Raw genomic sequence first — 24,274 nt, 5'->3', positions numbered from 1 at the left:
GAGCGCCGATGTCAGAGACTGCGGCAGCGCCGGCGACGAAGGTTGAGTTCGCAGATCCGCATCTCAGCGCCGCCGCCGACTTGCAGGAAGCCGAGGTCACGCGCGTCCGCACATTGAAGGGCGCGTGGCGCTGGGTGTTGATGGCGGCCACCGCGGCCACCATTCTGTTGTGTGTGAACCAGCAATTCTCGCTGCGGTTCTTCATCGACTACACGCAGCTCAACACCGAATATTTCTACCTGCTGATCGCGTTGATGCTGCCATTCACCTTCCTGATCTTTCCGGGATCGGAGAAGGCGCCGCTCGACCGCATCCCCTGGTATGACCTGCTGCTGTTCGCGGCGACCTTCGGTTCGGCGATCTGGCTGATGCTCAACATCCGCAAGGCCGCGCAATTCGGCTGGGAGTTCGATGGCGCGCCTGGCAGCGTCATCGCCGCCGGACTCGTGATGTGGTTCGTGCTGATGGAGGCGCTGCGGCGCACCGGCGGCTGGAGCTTGCTGCTCAGCGTATTGCCCTTCACGCTCTATCCGCTGTTTGCGGATTCCTCTTGGCTCGGGCCGTTCCGCGGCACGCAATCGACGCTGCAGCAGACCACGTCCTATCACATGCTCTCCGGTGAGAGCCTGCTCGGGATTCCGATCCAGGCCTTCGCCGACACCGTGATCGGCTTCCTCGTCTTCGGCACCGCGCTGATGATGACGGGCGCCGGCAAATTCTTCATCAACATCGCCTTCGCGATGTGCGGCACCTTCCGCGGCGGCGCGGCAAAAGTCTGCGTGTTCGCCTCCGGCCTGCTCGGCACCGTCGGCGGCAGCATCGTCTCCAATGTTCTGACCGCCGGAACGATGACGATCCCCGCGATGAAGAAGACGGGGTTCACGCCGTCCTATTCCGGCGCGATCGAGGCCTGCGCCTCGACCGGCGCCGTGCTGGCCCCGCCGGTGCTGGGCGCCACCGCCTTCGTCATGGCGCAGTTCATGAACACCGGCTATGCCGACGTCGCGCTCGCCGCGACCATTCCCTCGATCCTCTATTATGTCGGCCTATTCGCGCAGGTCGACGCCTATGCCGCGCGCCACAAGCTGAAGGGCCTGCCGCGCGCCGAGCTGCCGCGCTTCTGGGACGCTTTCAAAGAGGGCTGGTATTATCTCTTCGTGATCGTCGTGCTCGTGGTGATGCTGCTGTACTTCAAGCGCGAGAGCCACGCGCCGTTCTATGCCTCCGTGCTGCTCGTGATCCTGCATCAATGGTCCGGGCCGGCGCGCTGGAGGCTCGGGAATACGCTGGTGCTCGCCGGTTCGATCGCGGCAACGGCTGCGATGTTCTGGTTCGGCGTGCTCAACGCCGCGCTGTGGGGCATGTGCCTGCTGGCCGCGCTGAACGAATTCTTCCCCGGCAAGAACTGGGGCGGCGCGCGCTGGCTGCATTTCCTCGAACTCAACGGCAAGACCTTCGTCGAGCTGATCGCGATCCTCGCCGGCTGTGGCCTGCTGATCGGCGCCTTCTCGCTCACCGGCGTGATCTCGAGCCTTGCTAACGACCTGCTCAGCATCGCCGGGGGCGATGCCTTCCTGCTGCTGATCATGTGCGCCATCACCAGCCTGATCCTCGGGCTCGGGCTGACCACGACCTCCTGCTACATCTTCCTGGCCATTCTGGTGGCGCCGGCGCTGGAGAAGCTCGGGCTGAACAAGATGGCCGTGCACATGTTCATCTTCTACTGGGGCATGCTGTCCTCGATCACGCCGCCGGTGGCGATCGCCTCCTTCGCGGCGGCGGGCATCGCCGGCGCGCCCGCGATGAAGACGGGCTGGGAGAGCATGTGGGTCGGCAGCATCATCTATTTCATCCCGTTCTTCTTCGTGCTCAATCCGGCGCTGCTGCTTCAGGGCAGCAACCCGTATCTGGAGGCATTCGGGCTGACCGGACTTGCCTGCTTCGGCATCGTCTTCATCTGCGGCGGCATCCAGGGCTACCAGGCTTTTGTCGGCGACCTTCGCGGCGCGGGCCTGATGGAGTGGCCTTTGCGGGTGCTGCTGGTGATCGGCGGCTTCGTCGTGGCCACCCCCGGCGGCGGGATCATGCCGCTGTCGCAGATGCAGGTCACGCTGCTGGGCCTCGCGATCCTCGTGCCCACGGTCTTGATCGCCCTGGTGCTGGTCCGGCGGCAGGCCGTGGTGCCGGACGGGTTGCGCGTACCCTGATTGCGTTGCACAAAGACAGGCGATGACAACCCACTCGCCTGCCGCCTCCGCCTGGACCCGCTCGAAGCCGCCTTTGCTGCGGTTTCTGGGCAATTGTCTCAACGAATTCTCGGCCGAGACCTCCGGCGCCGTCGCCGACTACATCCCCGAGCTGGGCAAGGCCGACCCTGCCCATTTTGGCATCAGCCTCGCGACCCTGGACGGCCACGTCTACGAGGTCGGCGACAGCCGGGTGCCCTTCACCATCCAGTCGATGTCAAAGCCGTTCGTGTTCGCGCTGGCGCTGGACCTCCTGGGCGCCGGCCGCGTCGAGAGTGCGATCGGCGTCGAGCCCTCGGGCGATCCCTTCAACTCGATCCGGCTCAATTCCGACAACCATCCGTTCAACCCGATGGTCAATGCCGGCGCGATCGCCTGCACCGGGCTGATCTATGACAGCAAGGGCCCGGACGCCTTCGAGCAGATCCGGCTCGCGCTCAGCCGTTTTGCGGGGCGCGATCTCGCCGTGGACGAGGCCGTTTACAGCTCGGAGAGCCAGACCGGCGACCGCAACCGCGCCATCGGCTACCTCCTCAAGACCAATGCGGTGATCTCGGACAATGTCGCCGGCGTGCTCGACGTCTATTTCCGCCAATGCGCGGTGCTGGTCACGGCGCGCGACATCGCGGTGATGGCGGCGACGCTCGCCAATCGCGGCGTCAATCCGGTCACGGGCGAGCAGGTGCTGACGCCCTACGCCATCTCGCGCACGCTGTCGGTGATGACGTCGTCGGGGATGTACGACTACGCCGGCGAGTGGATCTACCGGATCGGCATCCCCGCCAAGAGCGGCGTCGGCGGCGGCATTCTGGCCGCACTCCCCGCCCGGCTCGGGCTCGGCAGCTATTCGCCGAAGCTCGACAAGCACGGCAACAGCGTGCGCGGCATCAAGGTCTGCGAGGCGCTGTCCGCGCATTACGACCTGCACATGCTCAACCGCAGCGACGACGCCCGCAACGCCGTCATCGCCGATTACGACATCGGCAAGAGCCCGTCGCGGCGCGTGCGCCGGCCGCAGGAGCGCGAGATTCTGGCCGGGCATGAGCAGGAGGTGCGGGTCATCGAGCTGGTCGGCACGCTGTCGCTGTCGGCGGTCGACTATGTCTCGCGCCGGCTGGCCGGACAGCCGCGGCCGCAAATCGTGATCTTCGATCTCCACCGCGTCACCTCCACCACGCGCGCCGGGGCGCGGCTCGTTGCCGAGGCGTTCGAGGAGCTGGCGGCGCTGAACGTGACCGTCGTACTGTCGGGGGTCAGGCGTGCGTCGAAGGAATGGGACAGCCTGCGAGAATGGACGGCGGAGCTGAAGAACGTCCGCGACTTCTATTTGCTCGACACCGCGATCGAATGGGCGGAAGACCAGATCGTCTACCGCTACGGCGGCTCGATCGATTTCCACGAGACCACCGAGCTTGCCGAACAGCCGCTGCTATCAGGCATGAGCGAGGAAGAGCTGACCGACCTCGCCTCGATCTGCACGATCCGGACCTTTCCATCCGGGGAAAAGATCATCACGACAGGCGACCCCGCCGATTTCCTGTTCTTCCTGCGCAGCGGCGCCGTGCATGTCACCCTGCCCGACGGCGTGCGGCTGGCGACGCTGACCGCCGGCATGGCCTTCGGCGAGATGGCGCTGCTGGAGCCGACGCGTTCGGCCGATGTTTTCGCGGACATGGCAGCGACCGCATTCGAGGTGCCGCTGAAGGATTTCGAGCGCTTCCGCAAGCAGCACCCGAGGGCCTCCGAGCGCATCATGCGCAATCTGGCGCAGCTCCTCGCCGACCGCCTGATCGTCGCCAATGCCAAGGTCGACATTCTGACGTCGACGTGAGCACGCTGATCCGGGTCAGCGGCTCGCGGCTTCGCTCAGCCGTCGCTTGATCTTGGCCGCGCTCGCCTTGAGCAATTCGGACGGCTGCTGGCCGGTCGCGGCGCACAGGCAAGCCCAGTAGTAGATGACGTCGCCGAGCTCATCGACGAGGCCCGCCTTGTCGAGCCAGTCATCGCGCAGCAGCTTCTTGATGTGGTCGGCGACCTCGCCGGATTCGCCGGCGAGGCCGAGCCCGAGATAGGACAGCCGCTCGTTGGACGGATGCTCATCGACTTTCGCAATGCTCGCGGCCCAGACCGCGTATTCATCGATCGTCATCGGCAAACCTCGCCACAGTTTTTGGATCAGCCCACCACTTCCGTGACGGGCTGAAGGTCGATTTCAAAAGTCTCCAGAAATTTCGACGTCATGACGTAGAAGCCGACCGAAAGCTGGAGCTCGACCAGCGCGGCCGGTGTCAGCTTCGATGCGATCGCCTTGAACGTCGCATCCGTCGGCTTCTTCAGCTTCACGATCTCGTCGGTGAACGCGAGTGCGGCGCGCTGCACCTCATTGAAACAGGTCGCGGCCTGCCAATTCTCCAGCGCTTCGTTCTGCTCGTCGGTGACGCCGACATTCTTGCCGATGCGCTTGTGCGCGACGATCTCATACGGCGCCTCGCACAAAATGCCGGTGCGGGTGATTGCGAGCTCGCGCACGATGGGATCGAGCTCGCCCTTGTGGCGGATGGCTCCGCCGAGCCGGCAATACTGCTCAAAATAGCTCGGCGAGTGCGCCATCATGCGGAAGATGTTAGCGTTGCGGTTCTTATCGAGAATTTCGCGGGTGCGGTCGGACGCCTTGATCGGGTCGCTGTAGTTGATGCGGGCCATCAGTCACCTTGGGTCTTGATCTTGTTGTCGTTTGTTCGAGCAGAGGTCCCAAGAGTATTCTCGCACCGGCCCAAGAGCAACATCGTCGCGTGAGGTCATCCCCCTTGTGCGGGGGCCTTCGGCACCGGGAATGGCGTCGAATCGGCGAAGCGCCTGACGATGTTGGTCACCAGCAGGGCTGCCACGTTGTTGTAGCCGTCGACCGGCAACGCGCCGATGAAATTCATCGAGCCGACGGAGAACACCGCACCGCCATTCGGCGTCTCGAAAAAGGTCAGGTCGGAGCGGATGATGTCCTCGCGCGATGCCGGCCAGGTATGGTCGTAGCGCTCTTCGTTGACGGGCTGATAGGTCGGATCAGTGAGAACTGCGCGGCCGACGATGATCGCATGATGCGGGGTGCCAAGGCGCGTGTCCGCCCGATCCAGCTCGTGACCCGCTGCGCCGCCGCCCATGAAGCCGCGCTCGCCAAGCTTGGCACCGGGCTTCGCCAGATCCTCGATCCCCTCGCGCATGAAGGCGACGCGGGAATCGAGAATGCCATCGAGGAAGGTGTAGGGGAAACCCATATACTCCCCTTGCGTGCTGAAGCCGACGCCGACCAGCGCCTGCGGCGGGCGGCCGAGCCGCCGCCAGAGGCCGCCATAGGACCCGTCGAACGCGTGATAGCTCTCGCCGGGCAGCGTTTCCCAGAGCCGGATGCCGCCCTCGGCGCGGCGCAGCTCGAAAGCCCAGGTGCCTGTCGCATGCGGCACCACTTTCCAGTAGAAGCCGTTGCCGCCGAGATACATGAGGCGGCCGCCATTGCCGAGATAGGCGCCGAGCGCGTCGAGCGTCTCATGGGTGTGATATTCCGGATGCTGCCCGGTCAGAACCACAGAATATTTCGACAGCAGATCGACGCCTTCGGCATGGACGTCGTGATCGGTGATGACTTCGAAGTCGATACCCTTGCGGGTCAGCAGATCGGTGATGGCGCTGTCGGCGGAGATCCAGTAGAGGCCGGAACCGTAGTCGCTGGGATCGACCAGATGGATCTGGTTCACACGCTTGTCGATCAGCGGCCGGCGCATCGTCGACATCACCACGCCGCTGCCGTCAGAGTGGAAGTTGTAGGGCGAGACGCCGTACTCGGGATGACCGTCCGGCGCCTGCGCCAGCGCGCCCCAGGCCAGCGAGCGCTCCGTGATCAGGGCTTGCCTGCCCTTCTTCTGATACTGGCTGTAGACCGTGTAACTGAAGGTCGGCGCGAGAAAAGCCACCTTGGCCTGCGATCCCGGTATCCGGGCGCGGACATAGAAGACGATGTTGTCGCGCGTGCCATCCTTTTCGAGATGCAGTGCGTAGACGCCGCTCTTCCAGTCCTCCGGCACGGTGAAGGTCAGCGACGGCTGCCAGCCGGAATCGCCGATATCGTCGTCGTGGAAATGGATCGCACCCCAGAGCTTGGGTTCTTCTGTCCAGCGATGCGTCACGCCGCCGGTCCAGCGCGACCCCGTCATCGCTCGCGTCGGCAAATTGATGCAGGTGCCGTGCGCCTTGGCAGCGCCGATATCGGTCGCGGAGTCGGTCGGAATGCCGATGGAAAAATCCCATTCGGCGATGGACGGAGCCGCCGTTCCAGAAGCCTGCACGGCGATGGTGCCGTCAAGGCCGGTGCTGCCATCGGTGATGCGCGGCCGCTCGATCTTGCCGTTGAAATGGTGGACTACGCCCCGGCCTGCGCGCTCCGCTGCAATCGCCGCCGCCCCCGTGCCGGCCAACGCGGCCTTTGGCGCGCTCAGCGATTTCGTCGCGCGCTCGTCGCGATCGAGCCTGATCTTGCGAGGTGCCTGTGCGATCGCCAACGATCCGGTTGCCGGGTCGAACACGCACGCGATGTCGTGCCACGCCCGCTCGGTGAGCGCGATGCCGGCCTCGACCTCGATGGTGCCCTCGCCGGTCACGAGCCGGGCGAAAGCGCCGGTTGCGCCGACGCCGAGCGTCAGCGAGCCGCCGGTACCCGCCCAGTTCAGCACGGCCTGTTTGCCCGCGGCGAGCAAGGTCGGCCAGACAGTCGCGGCAAAGGCGATCGGGCCCGCCGGCAGCGCCAGTGCTGATACATCGACCCATGAGCCCTTGGCGATGGTCTGCTCGATGCCATCGTGCTGGCCTTCCAGGTCCCACTTGACCGGAATCTCGCGATAGCCTGGTCCCCTGGGATTCGGGTCGCCACAGATGATGCGGGCGATCCGCGCCGAATAGCGGCCGCCGCCCTTGACCGCAATCATGAAGTTGATGTCGTCGCCGGAGCGCACGCTCCAGCGGTCCGCATAACCGGTGATCGGAAGCATCGAAAATCCCTCTTCAGGCGCCGCGCACGTTCCAGAACAACGGCAGGCCCTTGAGCATGCCCGTCAGGCTCTTCTTGTAAGCCGTCGGCTGATAGAAGACACCAAGCGGAACATAGGGAACATCGATGAAGCACTGCTTCTGCATCTCGACGCCAATCTTCGTCTGCGTGGCGGCATCGGGCGCGGCGAACCAGGCATCCCGGAGCTGCTCCAGCTTCTCGCTCTTTGCCCAGCCGAAGGTCGCCTTGTCACCGCTGCCGCGGATGAAGTTATGCGCCGAGGGGTTCAGCTGCGTGACGCCCGCAGAATAAGTGCAGAAGGCGCTATATCCGCCCTTGTCCGGTGTCTCGCGGTTGCCCATGCGCCGCAGCATCGAGCCCCAGTCCATCGCCGCGTAGTCGACATTGAGACCGAGCTTGCGGAACAGATCGGCCGCGACTTCGCTCATCTGCCCGATGACAGGGAAATCGCCCGGCGCCATCAGCAGCACTTTCTCGCCTTTGTAGCCGGCGTCCTTGATGGCTTTGGCCGCGGCGGCGATATCCCGGGGGCCGTTCAGCGCGTCCATGCCGGCATCGTTCGCCATGATGCCGCCGGGCGCGAAGAAGCCGACCCTGTCGCGCCAGAGACTGGTGTCGTCGCCCGCAACCGCGGACATGAATTCCTTCTGGCTGATGGCGGAGAGCACCGCGCGGCGGATGGCCGGGTTGTCGAACGGCGGCTGCGTATGGTTGAAGCGCAGCACGCCGACATTACCGATGGGGTCGAGCAGTTCGACGGTCAGCGTCTTGTTGCCCTTCAGCTTCGGCAACAGGTCGACGATGGGCTGATCCCACCAGTCGATCTCGCCCTGCTGAAGCGCAGCCGCGGCCGTCGCGGGGTCCGGGATGACCTGCCACTCGACCCGGTCGAAATGCGCGATCTTCGGACCGGCGAGCAGGCTCGGCGTCCCCTCGGGGCGCGGCACGTAGCCATCGAAACGCGTGTAGACCAGCCGCGCGCCGGGCACGTGCTGATCGGCCTGGAATTTGAACGGACCGGAACCGATCAGCTCCTTGACCGGCGTGACGCTATCGGTCTGCGCAAGACGTTCCGGCATGATGAAGGCGATGATGGCACCGACCTTGCCGAGCGCTTCCGGCAACAGCGGAAACGGTGACTTCAGACGCCAGCGCACGGTCTTGTCGTCAGGCGCCGAGAGTTCGTCCACCAAATTGAAGAGCGAATTGCCGAAGGCATCGCGCGCGGCCCAACGTTTCAGGCTCGCCACCACATCGCGCCCGCGTACGGACTCTCCGTCGTGGAATTTCAAGCCGTCGCGCAACGTCATCGTCCAGAGCTTGCCGTCGTTCTCGACGGTATGGCCGGCGACCATCTGCGGCTGAACCTGGAATTTCTCATCGACGCCGTAGAGCGTGTCCCAGATCAGGAAGCCATGGTTGCGGTTGACGAGGCCGGTCGTGATCATCGGATCGAGGATAGCCGCATCGGCCTGCGGCACGAAGCGCAGCACGCGCGAACCTTGCGCGCGGGCCAGCCGCGGCATCGCAAGACTCGAGCCCAGGGCGACGCCGAGACCGGCGCCCAGTGTGGATCGGAGCAGGTCTCGACGGCGCATGCTATGGTCTCCTCAAGGGGTTACGCAGATGGACGTGTCTCGGCAAGCTTGGCTTCGGCGCTGAGCAAGGTCCGCGCGAACAGGTCGAGCGCCTCGTCAACTCCGGCTTCGTCGATGATCAGCGGCGGACAGAACCCGATCGTGTCGCCCATCGCGCGGATGATCAGGCCATTCTCGATTGCGAGCGCATCGAACATCGCGCCGACCTTCAGCGCGGGATCGAAGGCCTGCCGCGTCGCGGGGTCCGCGACCAGCTCGACCCCGATCATCAGTCCCTCGCCCCTCACCTGGCCGACGATGCGCGAATCCCGCGCGATCTGCTCCAGTCCGGCGCGGAGCCTCGAGCCCATGCGGCGGACGTGCGGCACCACATCCATCTCGTGATAGATCTTCAGCGTTTCGAGCGCGATCGCCGCGCCAACCGGGTGCCCGGAATTGGTGAAACCGTGGCCGAACAGCTCGCCGCCCTTGTTCATCTCGCTGAGCGCGTCCCGGATCGGACGGCCCAGCAACACGGCCGACATCGGGAAATAGGACGAGGTGATGCCCTTGGCGAGCGCCACCATGTCCGGCTTCATGCCGACCGTCTGGCAGCCGAACCAGTTGCCGGTGCGGCCGAAGCCGCAGACCACCTCGTCACCAAGCACCAGGATGTCGTGACGGCGCAGCACCGCCTCGATCTCAGCGAAATATCCCTTCGGCGGCACGACGATGCCGCCGCCGGCGTTGATCGGCTCGGCGATGAAGGCTGCGATCGTATCGGGTCCCTCGGCCATGATCATTGCTTCGAGATCGGCTGCGAGCCGGCCGACAAACGCCGCCTCGCTCTCACCGGGCCTCGTGCCGCGATAGGCATCCGGGCAATGCGTGTGCAGGAAGCCTTCGAGCGGAAGACCGAATTCGCGGTGCATGCGGGGCAGACCGCACATCGAAGCTGCAACGATCGTCGAGCCATGGAACCCGCGATCGCGGGCGATGATCTTGCGCTTTCCGGGCTTGCCGTGAACCGCGTGATACACCCAGGCGAGCTTCACCATCGTCTCGGTGGCTTCCGAGCCTGACGTTGCGAAATATGCTTGAGCATCCGGGATCGGCGAGATCTCGACCAGCTTCTCGGCGAGGTCGATCGTGTTGTCCGGCGTCTTGTGATTGAAGCTGTGATAGAAGCCGAATTTGTCGTAGGCCGCCGCTGCTGCCGCTTTCAGGCGCGTCTCGGAAAAGCCGAGCGAGGTACACCAGAGCCCGGCCATCGCTTCCAGATAACGCTTGCCGTTCGCGTCAAAGACATGGACGCCCTCGCCGCGCGCCATGATCAGCGGTCCGATTTCTGCATGTCGCTGGGGGTTGGTCTGCGAGTGCAGATGGAACGCGATGTCACGCGCCTCGGCTGAATTCGGCTTGCTGTCGAACACGCGCGCAGCCTCCATCGTCCCACCGACAGAGTATTCCCAACCCCGGTCGCGCGAAACTGGTCAGTCCAAATTGGTCTGACCAGCTTGGCTTTCGAGCGGCAGCTTGTCAAACTCAAAAAAAGGACTGATGAGCACGAAGATGTTGCACGATCCCCCGTCCAAGCCTGAACGCAGCTTCGAGATCGTTGCCCGGCGCATTGCTGCGATGATCCAGGCGAGTTACCGGATCGGCCAGCGCCTGCCGGCAGAGCGCGATCTCGCGAAGACGTTTGGCGTGTCGAGGCCGACGGTGCGCGAGGCCATCCTGTCGCTGGCGATGGCCGGCATGCTGAAGGTGCGCAGTAACAGCGGCGTCTATGTGATCAGTCGTCAGGAGGCACCTGACGTGCACGTGCTCGAAGGTTTTGGGCCATTCGAGAACCTGGAGGCGCGCCAGCTGATCGAACCGCAGATCGCGGCGATCGCGGCGCAGCGCGGCTCCGAGGCCGCCTTCGCGCAGCTCGCCGAAGCGCTCGCGATGATGCGCTGGGAACATGCGCAGGGACGCGAGGCCGACACGTCGGACCACCGCTTCCACATGGTGCTGGCCGAGGCGACCGGGAACGGCGCGCTGGTGTCGATCAGCGACTCGCTGTGGCGCGCACAGACCGAGTCCGGTATCTGGCAGGAGATTCACAACCACATGCAGATGGAGGACTACCGGCCCATGTGGCGCAGGGATCACGAGGCCATCTTCGAAGCCGTTCAAGCGAGGAACCCGCGCAAGGCGAGCCACGCCATGACGCGTCACCTCACCAACATCAGGGATGCGCTGATGGAGGCTTCGAAGGCCAAATCGATGGCCACAAAGAAACCCGCGAATTCTCGCGGGAAAATCCGATGATTCGTCGCGATTGAAGAAAGTTGCCGCAAACCCTGTGCTTCGCTACCGCAACAGCAACATCATCGAGTCAAAATGCCGCCGCATTGCTGATCGACCTTGGCACAGTCGATATTCACCGTGTGGGGACAAATCACGGTGAATACTCGCAAGGGGTGTTCCGAGTAAAAACAATTGACCGTCGGGTGCGCAGTGCGCGCAACGATGAGTCACGCCCAAGTCTAGGGAGAATAGGCATGAAGGAAGCCACCAAGGGGGCGGCCTCGGGAGCGCTCGCGCACATGCTGGCGGTGACGGCGATGCTCGTCATCGCCAGCATCTTGTTCTACGGGCGTTAGCAAAAGAGTTGCGTAGAGTGTTTTCGTCATTCCGGGGTGGCTCTCGCACAAGCCAGGCCCAGAATCCCGTTCCAGGCTCGGTCCCTCGGACCGCCCCCGAATGACGAATCCTACTATTCCCTTTTGCTGAAAAACGGCACGAGCTTGCCGGCGAACGTCGGGAAGCTCGCGGTGACCTCATCGCCGATAGCTAGATTCGTCTCGCCGTGCGCCATCATGCGAAATCCCTCGGCGCAATCGACCAGCAGGATGTTGTAGGGCACGTGCGCACGAGTCTCGGGCGTGGCGGCGCGGCAGACCAGCGAGGTCGCGTAGACCCTGCCCTTGCCGCTGGCGCGCGCATCGCGCGGATCGGGCGCGCCGCAGGCCGCGCAGAAGGCGCGATGGAAATACTGCACATGGCCGCATGCGCCGCAGGTCTGAAAGGTGATGGCCTGCTCACCCTTGGTCCAGTCCGCGATTCGTTCGCTCATCGCACGCGCTCCAGAAACATACTCACGTGGGACGACAGCACGCCGCCGTCGCCGTGCAGCAGCGCGATCGAGGCATCGCGCACCTGGCGGTGAGCCGCCCGCCCCGTCATCTGCAAATGCGCCTCGACCAGATGCGCCATGGCGCCGCCGACGCCGCAATGGCCATAGCTGAGCAGGCCGCCATGGGTGTTGAGCGGCATCGCGCCGTCGCGGCTGAAATGACCTGATCGCACGCGCGCAGCCGCCTCGCCGCGGCCGGCAAGGCCGAGGTCTTCCAGCAGCATGGCGAGCGTGATCGTAAAGCTGTCGTAGATCGCGGCGTAGCGCACGTCGGAGATCGCAAGGCCTGTGGCCTCCTTGGCGCGGGCGATGGAGATTTCAGCACCGAGCTCGCTGAGCGCGGGCGCGGCCGTCACGTGCTGATGGGTATGCGCCTGGGCGCAGCCGCGGATGCGCACACCCGCCTCGCCGGTCCGCTCACCGCTGATGACGAAGGCCGCGCCGCCGTCTGACACCGGGCAGCAGTCCAGCAGCTTGAGCGGCATCGCCACCGGCTTGGACGCCATGACATCGGCGACCGTGATGGGATCGTGGAATTGTGCGCCGGGATGGGTGCAGGCATGCGCGCGCATCAGCACGGCGAATTCGGCGAGGTCCTCTTCCGTCACGCCGTATTCGTGCATGTAGCGGGTGGCGACCAGGCCGTAATAGGCGGGAATGGTCGGGCCGAGCGGCACCTCGTAGTCGGGATGACCGACCTGCGCCAGCGCCTGGATCGAAGCGTCGCGGCTCTGCCCGGTGAGCCGGTTCTCACCGGCGACGACGAGGACGTTGCGCGCGACACCCGCCTCGACGAGGTGATGGGCCAGCATCGTCATCGCGAGACCAGTGGCGCCGCCGACCTGCACGGCATGCGCGTAGGACGGGCGGATGCCAAAATGCTCGGCGAAGACGGTCGCCAGCATGATGTGCGGCGAGACGGTGGAGTAGCCGCAGAGGATGCCGTCGATCTCGGCACGCTTGAGGCCGGCGTCGTCGAGCGCGGCTTGCGCGGCCCGGCTCATCAGGTCGAGCGAGGATGAGCCCTCGTGCTTGCCGTAAGGTGTGAGGCCGACGCCGGTGATGAAGCTCATGGTGACGTTCGTGCTCCTGCGATCTGGTAGCGGCGCGCTACTGCAACACCATCTCTACCCGGCGGTTCCGCGCACGGCCCACGTCGGTTGCGTTGTTACCGAGCGGCGCATAGCTGGCGACGCCGGCCGCCGACAGCCGCTTCGGATCGACCTTGTACGTCGTCGCCAGGGCATCCACGACCGTTTGCGCCCGTGCTTTCGACAGGGCCAGGTTGGCGTCCAGCGCGCCCTGGTTGTCGGTGTGCCCGACAATATGGACCTTGAGAGATCCATCGGACTGGAGCAACTGTGCCATCTGGTCGAGTTGAGCTTTCGACTCCGGCTTGATGACGGATTTTCCCGTATCGAAGTACAGGCCGTACAGCGCCACCTTGCCCTCGGCCTGCAAGCCCTTCGTCAGGGCCTTCACGTCCACCACCACCTTGTCGGACTCCATCGCCTTGGCCTCGACGATCTCCACGATGGTGGCCACGTACTTGCCGGACAGTGCGACCGTTCCTGGCTTCCCCGTGACAATCGCGACATGCAGCATTGCACCGGATGCGTTCACGGTCCCGTACCAGTAGCGCTCGGTCCCGGGTTCCTGCCATTGCTGGAGCAAGGTGATGGGGGTCCACCCTTCAAGCTGGGCCTTTGGCAGCGACGGGTTAGCCGGCAGCCTGCGAAGCTGGCCGAAGTCCCGTGCCCCGCAGTCCTCGGCGCAGCTATCCTGCCTGGCCGCGCCAGCGCGCTCCAACGCCTGCTCGTAGTTGCGCTGAACCTCCAGCGCCGATTTGCCGGCCGGGGCAAGGTAGAACAAGCGAGTGACACGGCCCTCGACTTTCACGACCTCACCATTCTGGCTCCCCCGCGGCATCCCGACCTGGTCGAAGCCTTGGACGTCCTGCGCCACCAGCCAGGAGCCGGCATAGCGACTGATCAGCGCGTGGTCGCGGGCATCGGGCGCATCGGCCGGCATCGCAGCACGAGCGACGGCAGGCGCGAGCACGATGCTGCACGCGATCATGAGCAGACGGGTGAAGACGATCATGAGAAGGTCCGTTTACGAGTTTGGGGAGCGACGGGAGCTTGATGCAGGCCCAGGGATCTTGTCCAACAATGGATACATTTTCACGACTGCGCCGCCGCAGAGCACGAATCGACATAGCCAATCCCTACTGGCCGGCAATAGCCCCGGTGACACCGTCGCGCACCATGGCGGCGATTTCGTCCGGGGAGTAGCCGACCTCGCGCAGAATCTCCGCGCCGTGCTCGTTGAGCCGCGGCGCGAGCCGCACCGGCTCCGCCTCCGTCTCTGACCAGGTCGCCGTCACCTTCATGCTGCGGATCGGGCCTTCGGTCGGATGGTTCACGACCGGGAAGAAGCCGGTGGCTTCCAGATGCTCGTCGTGCAGGATCGACGCGAGGTCGTGCATCGGCATCACGGGCACATCGGCCTTGGTCAGCAGGTCGATCCACTCGGCCGTGGTGCGGGTCTCGAAGATGCGCGCGAGCTCGGCATAGACGACGTCGATATTGGCGGCACGGCCGGCGAAGGTCGCGAATTTGGGGTCGGCGCGCAGATCGTCGCGGCTCGTTGCCTTGAAGAAGTTCTCCCACTGCTTGTCGTTGTAGACGATGACGCTGAGATAGCCGTCCGAGGTCTTGTAGGGCCGGCGGTCGCGCGAGAGGTGGCGGGCATAGCCGCCCTTGTCGAGCGGCGGCTCGTAGGTGAGCCCGCCCATGTGGTCGCCCATGACGAAGCCGGCCATGGTCTCGAACATCGGGATGTCGACGCGCTGGCCGCGGCCGGTGCGATCCCGATGCACGAGGCTGGCGCAGATCGCGCCGACCGCAGTGAGACCGACGATGCGGTCGACCAGCGCGTTGGGCACATAGCGCGGCACGCCATCACCCGTCTGCGCCATCAAGGCGGGGAGCGCGGTCGCGCCCTGGATCAAATCGTCATAGGCGGGTTTTGCCGCGTAGGGCCCGTCCTGGCCGAAGCCGAACACGCCGGCGTAGACGAGACGCGGGTTGATTGCGGAGACGACGTCGTAGCCGAGCTGAAGCCGCGCCATCGCCTGCGGGCGGACATTGTAGACGAGAACGTCGGCGTCCTTCAGCAGCCGCAGCACGGCCTCTCGGCCGGCGGGCTTCTTCAGATCGAGACAGATCGAGCGCTTGCTGCGGTTGGTGTTGAGGAACACCGGGCCCATGCCGGCATGGCGCATCGGACCGATCAGGCGGGTGACGTCGCCGTCGAGCGATTCCACCTTGATCACGTCGGCACCGTAATCGCCGAGCATCTGGGTCGCATAGGGACCCATCAGCACGGTGGTCATATCCACGACCTTGATGCCCTTCAGCGGCCCCATCCGTTCGCTCCCGATTGCGCGGGCTCAACCTGGCCCTGCGATTTCGGTCCAGCTAAGGGCAGCGACGCCGCACGCGCAAGGGCGGCCGGGGTATGGCCGCATGCGCGGTGCCGCGGCCGCTATTTCTTCTGGCGGGATTCGCGGATCTTGATGAGGCGGTCGAGCTCATCGTTCTGCTGGTTGATCCGGTCGGCGATGCGCGACTCGTTCTGCTCGCCGGAGGCGGCAGCGGCCTGCTCGATGAGCTGCCGGATATTGTCCTCGAGGATCGCGATGCGATCGTTGAGTGCGTCTATCGACAGCGAGTCTTCGTAATCATTGCCCATGATGCATTCCCTGCCAATCAATGAAGAGCCGCAGGATGGGCAAAGCGTAGCGTGCCCACCATGATCTAGCGCAACAAAAAGGTGGGCACGGCGCAAACGCGCCTTTGCCCACCCTACGAGAACTTACTTCAGCGGCTCCAGCACGGAAACGTAATTCGCGACCGCTGCGCCGCCCATGTTGAAGATGCCGCCAAGCTTGGCGTTCTTGAGCTGCATGCCCTCGGGCGCCTGGCCAGCGAGCTGCATCGCGGTCATCACGTGCATGGAGACGCCGGTGGCGCCGATCGGATGGCCCTTGGCCTTCAACCCGCCGGACGGATTGACCGGCAGCTTGCCGTCCTTGAGCGTCCAGCCTTCCTTGATGGCGCGGGCGCCCTGTCCCTTCGGCGTCAGGCCCATCGCTTCGTACTCGATCAGCTCGGCGACCGTGAAGCAGTCATGGGTCTCGACGAAGGAGAGATCGGTGAGCGCAACGCCCGCCTTCTCCAGCGCGCGCTGCCAAGCGACCGTGCAGCCCTCGAACTGGAGGATGTCGCGCTTGGACATCGGCAAAAAGTCCTGGGCGTGCGCGGTGGCGCGGAAGCCGATCGACTTGCTCATGCCCTTGGCGGTCTCGGCGTCGGCCAGCACCAGCGCCGCGGCGCCGTCGGAGACCAGCGAGCAGTCGGTACGCTTCAGTGGACCCGCGACGTAGGGGTTCTTCTCGCTCTCGGCGCGGCAGAACTCGAAGCCAAAGTCCTTGCGCATCTGGGCGAAGGGGTTGGCGACGCCGTTCTTGTGGTTCTTGGCCGCGATCAGCGCCAGCGCATCGGACTGGTCGCCGTATTTCTGGAAATAGGAGCTGGCGATCTTGCCGAACACGCCGGCGAAGCCGCCGACGGTGTCGCCGTCTTCCGGCAGATAGGATGCCTTGAGCAGGTTCTTGCCGATCTCGGGCCCCGGGGTGCGGGTCATCTGCTCGACGCCGACGACGAGCACGATCCTGGCCGCGCCTGCGTCGATCGCACGCAGGCCCTGATGGACCGCGGCGGAGCCGGTGGCGCAGGCGTTCTCGACGCGGGTCGTCGGCTTGAAGCGCAGCTTCGGGTCGGCCTGGAGCACCAGCGAGGCGGTAAAATCCTGCGGCGAGAAACCGGCGTTGAAATGGCCGAGCACGATCTCGTCGACGTCGGACGCGGAAATGCCGGCATCGGCCATCGCCTCGTTGGCCACGCGGGTGACGAGGCTTTCGACGGTCTCGGTGTCGAACTTGCCGAACGGCGTATGCGCCCATCCGACGATGCTGGCGGTCATGGTCATCTCCCTGGGGTCTCTTACTGACCTAAGTCTTAGCCCACCAACCGCAAGACTTCACGCGGCTTTCAGGGCCTTGAGGGTGCGCTGGCAGATGGCAGTTATGCCGGCCCAGTTCCCGGCCTTGATCTCCGCCGTCGGGCATAGCCAGGAACCGCCGACCGCGACCACGTTGGGCTCGGCGAGCCAGGTCGCCGCATTGGCCTCGCCCACACCGCCGGTCGGGCAGAACCGCACATTCGGGAACGGCCCGCCCAGCGCGCGCAGGCCCTTGATGCCGCCGGCCTGCTCGGCCGGGAAGAATTTTGCGACGTCCAAGCCGTAGGACAGCGCCAGCATCAGTTCGGACGCCGTGGCAATGCCCGGGGCAAACGGCAAGGAGCTGTCGGCGGCGACCTTCAGGAGATCGGGGGTCAGGCCCGGGCTGATGCCGAACGCGACGCCGAGCTTCTCGACGCGGACGAAATCGGCCGGATTGAGGATCGTGCCGATGCCGACGACCGCCTCGGGCACCTCGGCCATCATCGCCCTCGCCGCCTCGATCGCAACGGGGGTGCGCATGGTCACCTCCAGCGTGCGGACGCCGCCGGCAACCAGCGCTTTCGCCAGCGGCACGGCATCCTGGATACGCTCGATGGTGAGGACAGGAATGACGGTCGCGGCCTTGAACAGCGCGACGAGATGGTTCTGTTGGGCAGTCGTGGTCATCTTGGCTTTCGTTTCACTTGGTCGCCTGACGCGTGGTCGCCGGCCGGTGCCGCTTCTTCGGCGGCATGGCATAGCCCGGAATAATGGCGCCGGCATAGCAGATCACGAGGCTGGCGAGGCGGTGCCCGGCCTGGGCCGCCTCGACCGGATCGGAGCCGCCGAGCCGGGCCGCGATATAGGCCGCGGCAAAGCTGTCGCCCGCCGCTGTGGTGTCAACGACCGGCTTGGTCATCGGTTCGGCGCGGACCTCGCTGGTGCCGCCGGGAAAGCGCAGCAGGCTGACCGGCTCGGCCAGCCGGAACACCAGCTCGGGGCTCGGGATGCGCGCCATCAGCTGGTCATGGCTCTCGCCGGGATAGAGCGCGAGCAGATCCTCGGTCGAGGTCAGCACGATGTCGGCGGTTGCAAATGCCGTGGCAAAGACCTCGCGGGCGACATCGCGGTCCGGCCATCCCCGCGCGCGGAAATTGGTGTCGAACACGAAGCGGGTGCCGAGCAGGCGCGCCCGCTTGATCGCCGCGAACAGGCGCTCGCGTCCGGGCGCATCGTAGATCGAGAGCGTGATCGCCGAGAGATAGACGATGTCGTAGCTCATCAGCGAATTGAGCAGCTCGTCCGTCTCCGGCAGGCTCATCAATTGGCGCGCCGCCGCACTGTCGCGCCAGTGGAAGAACTGGCGCTCGCCCTTCGCATCCGTCTGGATCATGTAGAGGCCGGGCAGCTTGCCCGGTAGCCGGGAGACGCGGCGGGTCCCGACGCCCTCCGCATTCCAGGCCGCGATCATCTCGTCGCTCAGGGCATCGTCGCCGAGTGCGGTGAGATAGTCGACCTTGACCTCGAGCCGCGCCAGATACACCGCCGTGTTGAGGGTGTCGCCACCGAAGCCGCGCGAATACAGGCCGCCGCCCTGGCCATGCCCGCTGGACTGTCCAGCGGACTGTCCACCCTGGGCCTGCCGGAGCTCGACCATGCATTCACCGATGCAAGCAACGCTCGCCATCGTCATATCCACGCTGTTCATCGGTTCGATCAGGCGACGAAGTTGCCGCCGAGCTCGTCTTCGATGTGAATGCGGATGATGTCGTCAAAAGTCTTTTCTTCGGTAGTGAAGCCGAGCTCGCGCGCCCGCTTCGCCTCGAAATTGCGCGGCCAGCCGCCGACGATGCCGACGATGAACGGATCCAGCTCGTGCTTGATGCGCGCGGCGACTTTGTCGCCGGCCACCCGCTTGAGCGCGGCGATCTGTTCGCCGACCGTGGCCGAGAAGCCGGGCATCGTCAGGTTGCGGCGCGGGCCGACCTTGGCGAGATCCATGGTGCCGGCATGGAGCAGGAAGCCGACGGCCGAACGCGGCGTGGCGTGCCAGTGGCGGACGTCCTCGGAGACCGGGAGGATCGCTTCCTTGCCGGCCAGCGGCTCGCGCAGGATGTTGGAGAAGAAGCCCGATGCCGCCTTGTTGGGCAGGCCGGGCCGGATGCAGATGGTCGGCAGGCGGATGCCGATGCCGTCGAGGAAGCCACGGCGCGAATAGTCGGCAAGCAGCAATTCACCGATCGCCTTCTGGGTGCCGTAGCTGAGCAGCGGGGTGTGGAAGAACTCGTCGCCGATCGCATCCGGGAACGGCGCACCGAACACCGCGATTGACGAAGTGAAGACCACGCGCGGCTTGTAGCCGCCGCCGACGAGCCTGACGGCATCGAGCAGCATCCGCGTGCCGTCGAGATTGATGCGGTAGCCCTTGTCGAAATCGAGCTCGGCTTCGCCGGAGACGATCGCGGCGAGATGGAAGATCACGTCGGGGCGGCCCGCGATCAGCTTTTCGGCTGCGCCCGGCACGGCGAAATCGCCTGACACGGTCTCGACGGGGAAACCGGCCTTTTCCGGCTTCTTGGGCTCGACCACGTCGTGCATGGTCAGCTTGGTGATGTCGCTCTTGCCGAGCCGGCCGTCGCGCAACAGCCGTTCACACAATTTACGGCCGACCATGCCGGCGGCGCCCAGAACCAGAATGTGCAAGAGCCTACTCCTTCTTATTGGCCGGAGCGCGCCGCTCCTGACACGTTCTCCTGGCACGCTCTCAAGGCAGGCCCCGCGATCATTCCTTCACGGCGCCGGTCATCGCCGACACATAGTACTCCACGAAGAAGGAATAAAGGATAACTACGGGGACCGAGCCGATCAGGGCCGCCGCCATCAGCGCGCCCCAATGGTAGACGTCGCCGCTGACGAGCTCGGTGATGGCGCCGACGGGAATCGTCTTGTTCTCCGACGAGGAGATGAAGGTCAGCGCGTAGATGAACTCGTTCCAGGACAACGTGAAGGCGAAGATGCCGGCCGAGATGACCCCCGGGAGCGATAGCGGCAGCGTGATCTTGACCAGGATCTGGAGCCGCGTCGCACCGTCGATCAGCGCGCATTCCTCGAGCTCGTAGGGAATGGTGCGGAAATAGCCCATCAGGAGCCAGGTGCAGAACGGGATCAGGAAGGTCGGATAGGTCAGGATCAGCGCCAGATTGCCATCGAACAGGCCGAGCTGGAACACGATCGCCGCCAGCGGAATGAACAGGATCGAGGGCGGCACGAGATAGCCGAGGAAGATCGCTAGCCCCACATAGCGCGAGCCCCTGTAGCGGAGACGTTCGATCGCGTAGGCGGCGCACACGCTGGCGAACAGCGAGATGAAGGTGGAGGACACCGAGACGATCACGGTGTTCCACATCCAGAGCGGATAGTCGGTTTCGACCAACAGCTTCTTGATGTGCTCAATGGTCGGATTCACGATCCAGAACGGATTGTACTTCTCGTAATCGTACATCTCCGCGTCCGGCTTGAACGTCGCGACCGCCATCCAATAGAACGGGAACAGCAGGAAGAAGATGATCAGGCCGAGCGGAAAGTACACCCGCAAGAACTTCCGCGGGAAGCTCTCAAGATAATCCATTCCGACGCTTTGGTCGTCTGCGGTGCTCATGGTCAGTCCCTCCCGCCCTGCTGCCAGCGGGAGCGCTGAAGCCCGAAGAAGCTGAGCAGGATCGCTGCGACCAGGAACGGGATCATCGCGTTCGAGATCGCTGCGCCCTCCCCGAGATTGCCGCCGGTGATGGCGCGCTGGAACGACAGCGTCGCCATCAGATGCGTGGCATTGATCGGCCCGCCCCGCGTGATGGTGTAGATCAGCTGGAAGTCGGTGAACGTCATCAGCACCGAGAATGTCATCACGACCGCGATGATCGGCGACAGCATCGGCAGCGTGATGTGGCGGAAGCGCTGCATGTTGGTGGCGCCATCGAGATTGGCCGCCTCGTAGAGCGAGGGCGAAATCGTCTGCAATCCCGCCAGCAGCGTGATCGCCACAAAGGGCACGCCACGCCAGATGTTGGCGGCGACGACCGACAAGCGCGCATTCCAGGGATCGCCGAGGAAGTCGATGTAGCGCGTGATCAGGCCGGCCTTGATCAGCACCCAGGAGATGATCGAGAACTGGCTGTCATAGATCCACCAGAACGCGATCGCGGACAGCACCGTCGGCACCACGAAGGGCAGCAGCACGATGGCGCGAATCATCGACTTGAACGGCAGCCGCTCGTTGAGCAGCAGCGCGAGGTAAAGGCCGATGGCGAATTTCACGATGCTCGCGGTGAACGTATAGAAGATGGTGTTGAAGACCGAGAGCCAGAACACCGAATCCTTGGAGAGCGAGACGAAGTTCGCAAAGCCGATATAGCGCCCGGCCCCGCCGATCTTGGTGTCGGTCATGCCGAGCCAGAAGCCCAGCGCCAGCGGATAAGCCAGAAACAGGATGAGGATCGCGATCGCCGGCACCATGAACATCGCGCCGAGCCAATTCCGGCTCTCGAATGCTCTGGTCCAGAGGCTGGCGCGCTTGACCTGCGCGACAGCGGACTCGGCCATGACTGCCATGTCGGATTCCCCTCGGGAGAAAAGTCACGGCGTCCGGCGAACCGGACGCCGCGCGGATTGGCGTTGATCAGACCTGGTAGTAACGCTTGGCGCGCTCGGCGGCGCGCGCCGCCGCCTGCTTCGGCGTCGCCGAGCCGGAGGCTGCTTCCGCGAACATGTCGACGACGACGAAGTCGCCCATCACCGCGGCGGAGGCATAGCCGAGATCGCCGGCAAAGCCGTTGTCGCGGCAGCGCTTCAGGCAGTCGCGATACGGGGTGATCTTCGGATCCGACGTCCACACCGGGTTGTCGTTGTAGGCCGGCAGCGGCGGCGACACGTAGCCGTTGGAAGCGACCTCCCAGGCGTCGTAGTTCTCCTTGTCCATCATGAACTTGATGAATTCCTTGACCGCCTTGGGATACTTCGAGTGCTTGTAGCCGTAGTAGACCAGCACGTTCTGCTGCTCGGTCGACACGCCCACGGGGCCGATCGGCATCGGCGCGTGGTTCATGTCCTTGGCGATCTCCTGCTGCTTCGCATCGGTGGAGTTCTTGCCGACGGTCCAGATCGAGATGCCGTTCAGCGTCAGGCTGAGTTCGCCGTTCAGGAACGCCTTGTTGTTGTTCGAGTCATTCCACGACAGCACGCCCGGGATGAAGGTCTCGTAGAGCTGCTTGACGTATTCGAGCGCGGCGACCGTCTCCGGGGAGTCGATCACGACCTCGTTCTTGTCGTTGACGACCTTGCCGCCGAACGCCCAGAGCGCCCACTGGCACCAGCCATTGGCATCGCCCGTGGCATGGCCGAGCGCGAAGCCGGCCGGCGTGTTGTTCTTCTTCAACGCCTGGCAGAGCTTGAGGAAGCCGGCGGTGTCCTTGGGGAATTCCTCGAAGCCCGCAGCCTTCACGTGGCTGATGCGGTAGTTCAGGCAGCCGCCGGTCGCGCCCTGCGGAATGGCGATCCAGCTGTTGCCCTTCTTGCCATAACGTTCGGCAACCGGATACCACCCGCCATACTGCGCGCCGAGATAGTCGGCGACATCAGTCATATCGATCAGCTTTTCCGGGAATTTGTGGGGATCGTCGAGCGTGCCGATGATGAGGTCGGGGCCGGCGCCGACATTGGCGGCCACCGCGGCCTTGGGACGGATGTCTTCCCAGCTCTCGGCCTCGAGCTTGATCTTGACGCCGGTCTTCTCGGAGAACTTCTTGGTCTGCTCGGCGAACTTGTCGAACTCGGCCTGGATGAACTGCTTCCAGCGCAAGACGCGGATGGACGCGTTCGGTTCGGGCGTGTTGGTCCACTCCGCGGCCCGGACCGGCACGATGCCCGGGCCGGCCAGCAACGCTGCGCCGCCCAGGCCGGCCTTAAGCACACTTCGCCTGTCGAAATTGCTCATCGTTCTCTCCCTGAATTTTATATTTATATTGGGTCGTTCTTGAACAGTCGTTGGGCAATCCTTCGGCGCGGCTACATGCGTTTGCCCGTCGCCTCGTCGAACAGATGAACCAGTGACGGGTCAGGCTTCAGCTTGACCTTGTCGCCCGGATTGAACTGGTGACGCTCGCGGAAGACCGCGACGACCTGCTCGCCACCCACCTTCGCGAACACCTGCGTCTCCGAGCCGGTCGGCTCGACCACGATGATCTCGGCATCGGCGCCGTCGTCCGCGATGGTGAAATGCTCGGGTCGCACGCCATAGACAACAGGGCGACCGTCGGACGCCGCCGGCGCGTTCTTGAGCGGCAGCTTGACGCCGTTCGGCCCCTCGAAGGTCGCAACGCCGTTGACGCGCACATGGCCTTTCAGGAAGTTCATGGCCGGCGAACCGATGAAGCCGGCGACGAACTGGTTGTCGGGCTTGTCGTAGAGCTCCAGCGGGGTGCCCATCTGCTCGACGATGCCGTCATGCATGACGACGATCTTGTCGGCCATGGTCATGGCCTCGATCTGGTCGTGGGTGACGTAGACGGTCGTCGTCTTCAGCCGCTGGTGCAGCTCCTTGATCTCGGTGCGCATGGCGACGCGCAGCTTGGCGTCGAGGTTCGACAAGGGCTCGTCGAACAGGAACACCTGCGGATCGCGCACGATGGCGCGGCCCATCGCGACGCGCTGGCGCTGGCCGCCGGAGAGCTGGCGCGGATAGCGCTCGAGCAGCGGCGACAGCGCGAGAATTTCGGCGGCGCGCTTGACGCGCTTGTTGATCTCGTCGGAGCTCGCGTTCCGCAGCTTCAGCGAGAAGCCCATGTTCTCGCCGACGGTCATGTGCGGATAGAGCGCGTAGTTCTGGAACACCATCGCAATATCCCGCTCCTTGGGCTGGATATTGTTGACGACGCGGTCGCCGATCGAGATCGTACCGGACGTGATGTTCTCGAGGCCTGCGAGCATGCGCAGAAGCGTCGACTTGCCGCAGCCGGAGGGGCCAACCAGGACGACGAACTGGCCGTCCTCGATCGGAATCGAAACGCCGTGCAGGACTTCAAAATTGCCGAACGATTTCCGCACGTCGCGGATTTGCACAGACGACATCTAGCTCCCTCCTCGAAAG

The 24,274-nt window shown here is 64.6% G+C and carries 21 protein-coding genes; 3 read left to right on the top strand and 18 right to left on the bottom strand.

The genetic code is table 11. The annotated features are described in order from the left end of the window. Nucleotides 1–8: 8 nt before the first annotated feature. Both AB7245_RS19400 and glsA read left to right on the top strand, forming a co-directional pair. On the top strand, nt 9–2,207 hold the full coding sequence (locus tag AB7245_RS19400; protein WP_439034670.1) for a TRAP transporter permease: 2,199 nt from the start codon (nt 9–11) through the stop codon (nt 2,205–2,207). A gap of 22 nt (nt 2,208–2,229) precedes the next feature. Next, entirely contained in the window at nt 2,230–4,077 is a 1,848-nt protein-coding gene (gene glsA / locus AB7245_RS19395) for a glutaminase A (RefSeq protein ID WP_439034669.1), read from the top strand. Nucleotides 4,078–4,092: 15 nt separating this feature from the next. Here the strand turns inward: glsA and AB7245_RS19390 are convergent, their stop codons facing one another. From AB7245_RS19390 to AB7245_RS19370, 5 genes are all read right to left on the bottom strand, one after another. Continuing rightward, nucleotides 4,093–4,395, bottom strand: a complete 303-nt coding sequence (locus AB7245_RS19390) for a nucleoside triphosphate pyrophosphohydrolase family protein (RefSeq protein ID WP_014495972.1) — start codon at nt 4,393–4,395, stop codon at nt 4,093–4,095. Nucleotides 4,396–4,421: 26 nt separating this feature from the next. Beyond that, nucleotides 4,422–4,949 carry a carboxymuconolactone decarboxylase family protein gene (locus AB7245_RS19385; protein WP_439034668.1) on the bottom strand — a complete coding sequence of 176 codons (528 nt, stop codon included), beginning with the start codon at nt 4,947–4,949 and terminating at the stop codon, nt 4,422–4,424. Nucleotides 4,950–5,044: 95 nt separating this feature from the next. Continuing rightward, nucleotides 5,045–7,282: a N,N-dimethylformamidase beta subunit family domain-containing protein gene (locus tag AB7245_RS19380; RefSeq protein ID WP_439034667.1), complete on the bottom strand. Its 2,238-nt coding sequence runs from the start codon at nt 7,280–7,282 to the stop codon at nt 5,045–5,047. Nucleotides 7,283–7,295: 13 nt separating this feature from the next. Beyond that, nucleotides 7,296–8,900, bottom strand: a complete 1,605-nt coding sequence (locus AB7245_RS19375) for an ABC transporter substrate-binding protein (RefSeq protein WP_439034666.1) — start codon at nt 8,898–8,900, stop codon at nt 7,296–7,298. A gap of 20 nt (nt 8,901–8,920) precedes the next feature. Next, entirely contained in the window at nt 8,921–10,312 is a 1,392-nt protein-coding gene (locus tag AB7245_RS19370) for an aspartate aminotransferase family protein (RefSeq protein WP_439034665.1), read from the bottom strand. Nucleotides 10,313–10,451: 139 nt separating this feature from the next. Here AB7245_RS19370 and AB7245_RS19365 point away from each other — a divergent pair, with 139 nt between their 5' ends. Further along, a complete protein-coding gene (locus AB7245_RS19365) occupies nt 10,452–11,195 on the top strand; it encodes a FadR/GntR family transcriptional regulator (protein ID WP_225005018.1) in 744 nt (247 codons plus the stop codon). A 448-nt stretch (nt 11,196–11,643) separates the two neighbouring features. Here AB7245_RS19365 and AB7245_RS19360 read toward each other — a convergent pair whose 3' ends face one another. The 13 genes from AB7245_RS19360 to AB7245_RS19300 form a co-directional block, all read right to left on the bottom strand. Beyond that, complete coding sequence (locus tag AB7245_RS19360) at nt 11,644–12,003, bottom strand: Zn-ribbon domain-containing OB-fold protein (RefSeq protein ID WP_439034664.1); 360 nt, start codon at nt 12,001–12,003, stop codon at nt 11,644–11,646. After that, on the bottom strand, nt 12,000–13,136 hold the full coding sequence (locus AB7245_RS19355; protein ID WP_439034663.1) for a thiolase family protein: 1,137 nt from the start codon (nt 13,134–13,136) through the stop codon (nt 12,000–12,002). Before AB7245_RS19355 ends, AB7245_RS19360 begins: the two co-directional genes overlap by 4 nt. A 37-nt stretch (nt 13,137–13,173) precedes the next feature. After that, the gene (locus tag AB7245_RS19350; protein WP_439034662.1) at nt 13,174–14,166 is read right to left on the bottom strand and encodes an OmpA family protein; all 993 of its coding nucleotides are present in this window, start codon (nt 14,164–14,166) and stop codon (nt 13,174–13,176) included. A 124-nt stretch (nt 14,167–14,290) separates the two neighbouring features. Beyond that, the gene (locus AB7245_RS19345; RefSeq protein ID WP_208086259.1) at nt 14,291–15,493 is read right to left on the bottom strand and encodes a CaiB/BaiF CoA transferase family protein; all 1,203 of its coding nucleotides are present in this window, start codon (nt 15,491–15,493) and stop codon (nt 14,291–14,293) included. 119 nt (nt 15,494–15,612) lie between these two features. Continuing rightward, nucleotides 15,613–15,819: a hypothetical protein gene (locus AB7245_RS19340; protein WP_014495977.1), complete on the bottom strand. Its 207-nt coding sequence runs from the start codon at nt 15,817–15,819 to the stop codon at nt 15,613–15,615. Nucleotides 15,820–15,942: 123 nt separating this feature from the next. Further along, nucleotides 15,943–17,112 carry an acetyl-CoA acetyltransferase gene (locus AB7245_RS19335; protein WP_063983845.1) on the bottom strand — a complete coding sequence of 390 codons (1,170 nt, stop codon included), beginning with the start codon at nt 17,110–17,112 and terminating at the stop codon, nt 15,943–15,945. 57 nt (nt 17,113–17,169) lie between these two features. Beyond that, entirely contained in the window at nt 17,170–17,820 is a 651-nt protein-coding gene (eda, locus tag AB7245_RS19330) for a bifunctional 4-hydroxy-2-oxoglutarate aldolase/2-dehydro-3-deoxy-phosphogluconate aldolase (RefSeq protein WP_439034661.1), read from the bottom strand. A gap of 13 nt (nt 17,821–17,833) precedes the next feature. Further along, the gene (locus AB7245_RS19325; protein ID WP_439034660.1) at nt 17,834–18,820 is read right to left on the bottom strand and encodes a sugar kinase; all 987 of its coding nucleotides are present in this window, start codon (nt 18,818–18,820) and stop codon (nt 17,834–17,836) included. A gap of 29 nt (nt 18,821–18,849) precedes the next feature. Beyond that, nucleotides 18,850–19,836, bottom strand: coding sequence for a D-erythronate dehydrogenase (denD, locus tag AB7245_RS19320; RefSeq protein ID WP_071914932.1), 987 nt, complete (start codon nt 19,834–19,836; stop codon nt 18,850–18,852). A 79-nt stretch (nt 19,837–19,915) separates the two neighbouring features. After that, entirely contained in the window at nt 19,916–20,791 is an 876-nt protein-coding gene (locus tag AB7245_RS19315; RefSeq protein WP_041957744.1) for a carbohydrate ABC transporter permease, read from the bottom strand. A gap of 2 nt (nt 20,792–20,793) precedes the next feature. Then, entirely contained in the window at nt 20,794–21,741 is a 948-nt protein-coding gene (locus AB7245_RS19310) for a carbohydrate ABC transporter permease (protein WP_063983847.1), read from the bottom strand. Nucleotides 21,742–21,808: 67 nt separating this feature from the next. Next, nucleotides 21,809–23,122 carry an ABC transporter substrate-binding protein gene (locus AB7245_RS19305; protein ID WP_063983848.1) on the bottom strand — a complete coding sequence of 438 codons (1,314 nt, stop codon included), beginning with the start codon at nt 23,120–23,122 and terminating at the stop codon, nt 21,809–21,811. Between the two features lie 71 nt (nt 23,123–23,193). Next, nucleotides 23,194–24,255 (bottom strand): ABC transporter ATP-binding protein, encoded by a 1,062-nt coding sequence (locus tag AB7245_RS19300; protein WP_063983849.1) that lies wholly within the window; start codon nt 24,253–24,255, stop codon nt 23,194–23,196. Between the last annotated feature and the right edge of the window lie 19 nt (nt 24,256–24,274).

The organism is Bradyrhizobium sp. 604_D8_N2_3, from assembly GCF_051810765.1.
GTDB classification, from domain to species: domain Bacteria; phylum Pseudomonadota; class Alphaproteobacteria; order Rhizobiales; family Xanthobacteraceae; genus Bradyrhizobium; species Bradyrhizobium barranii.
This window is presented reverse-complemented; position numbering and strand designations above follow the sequence as displayed.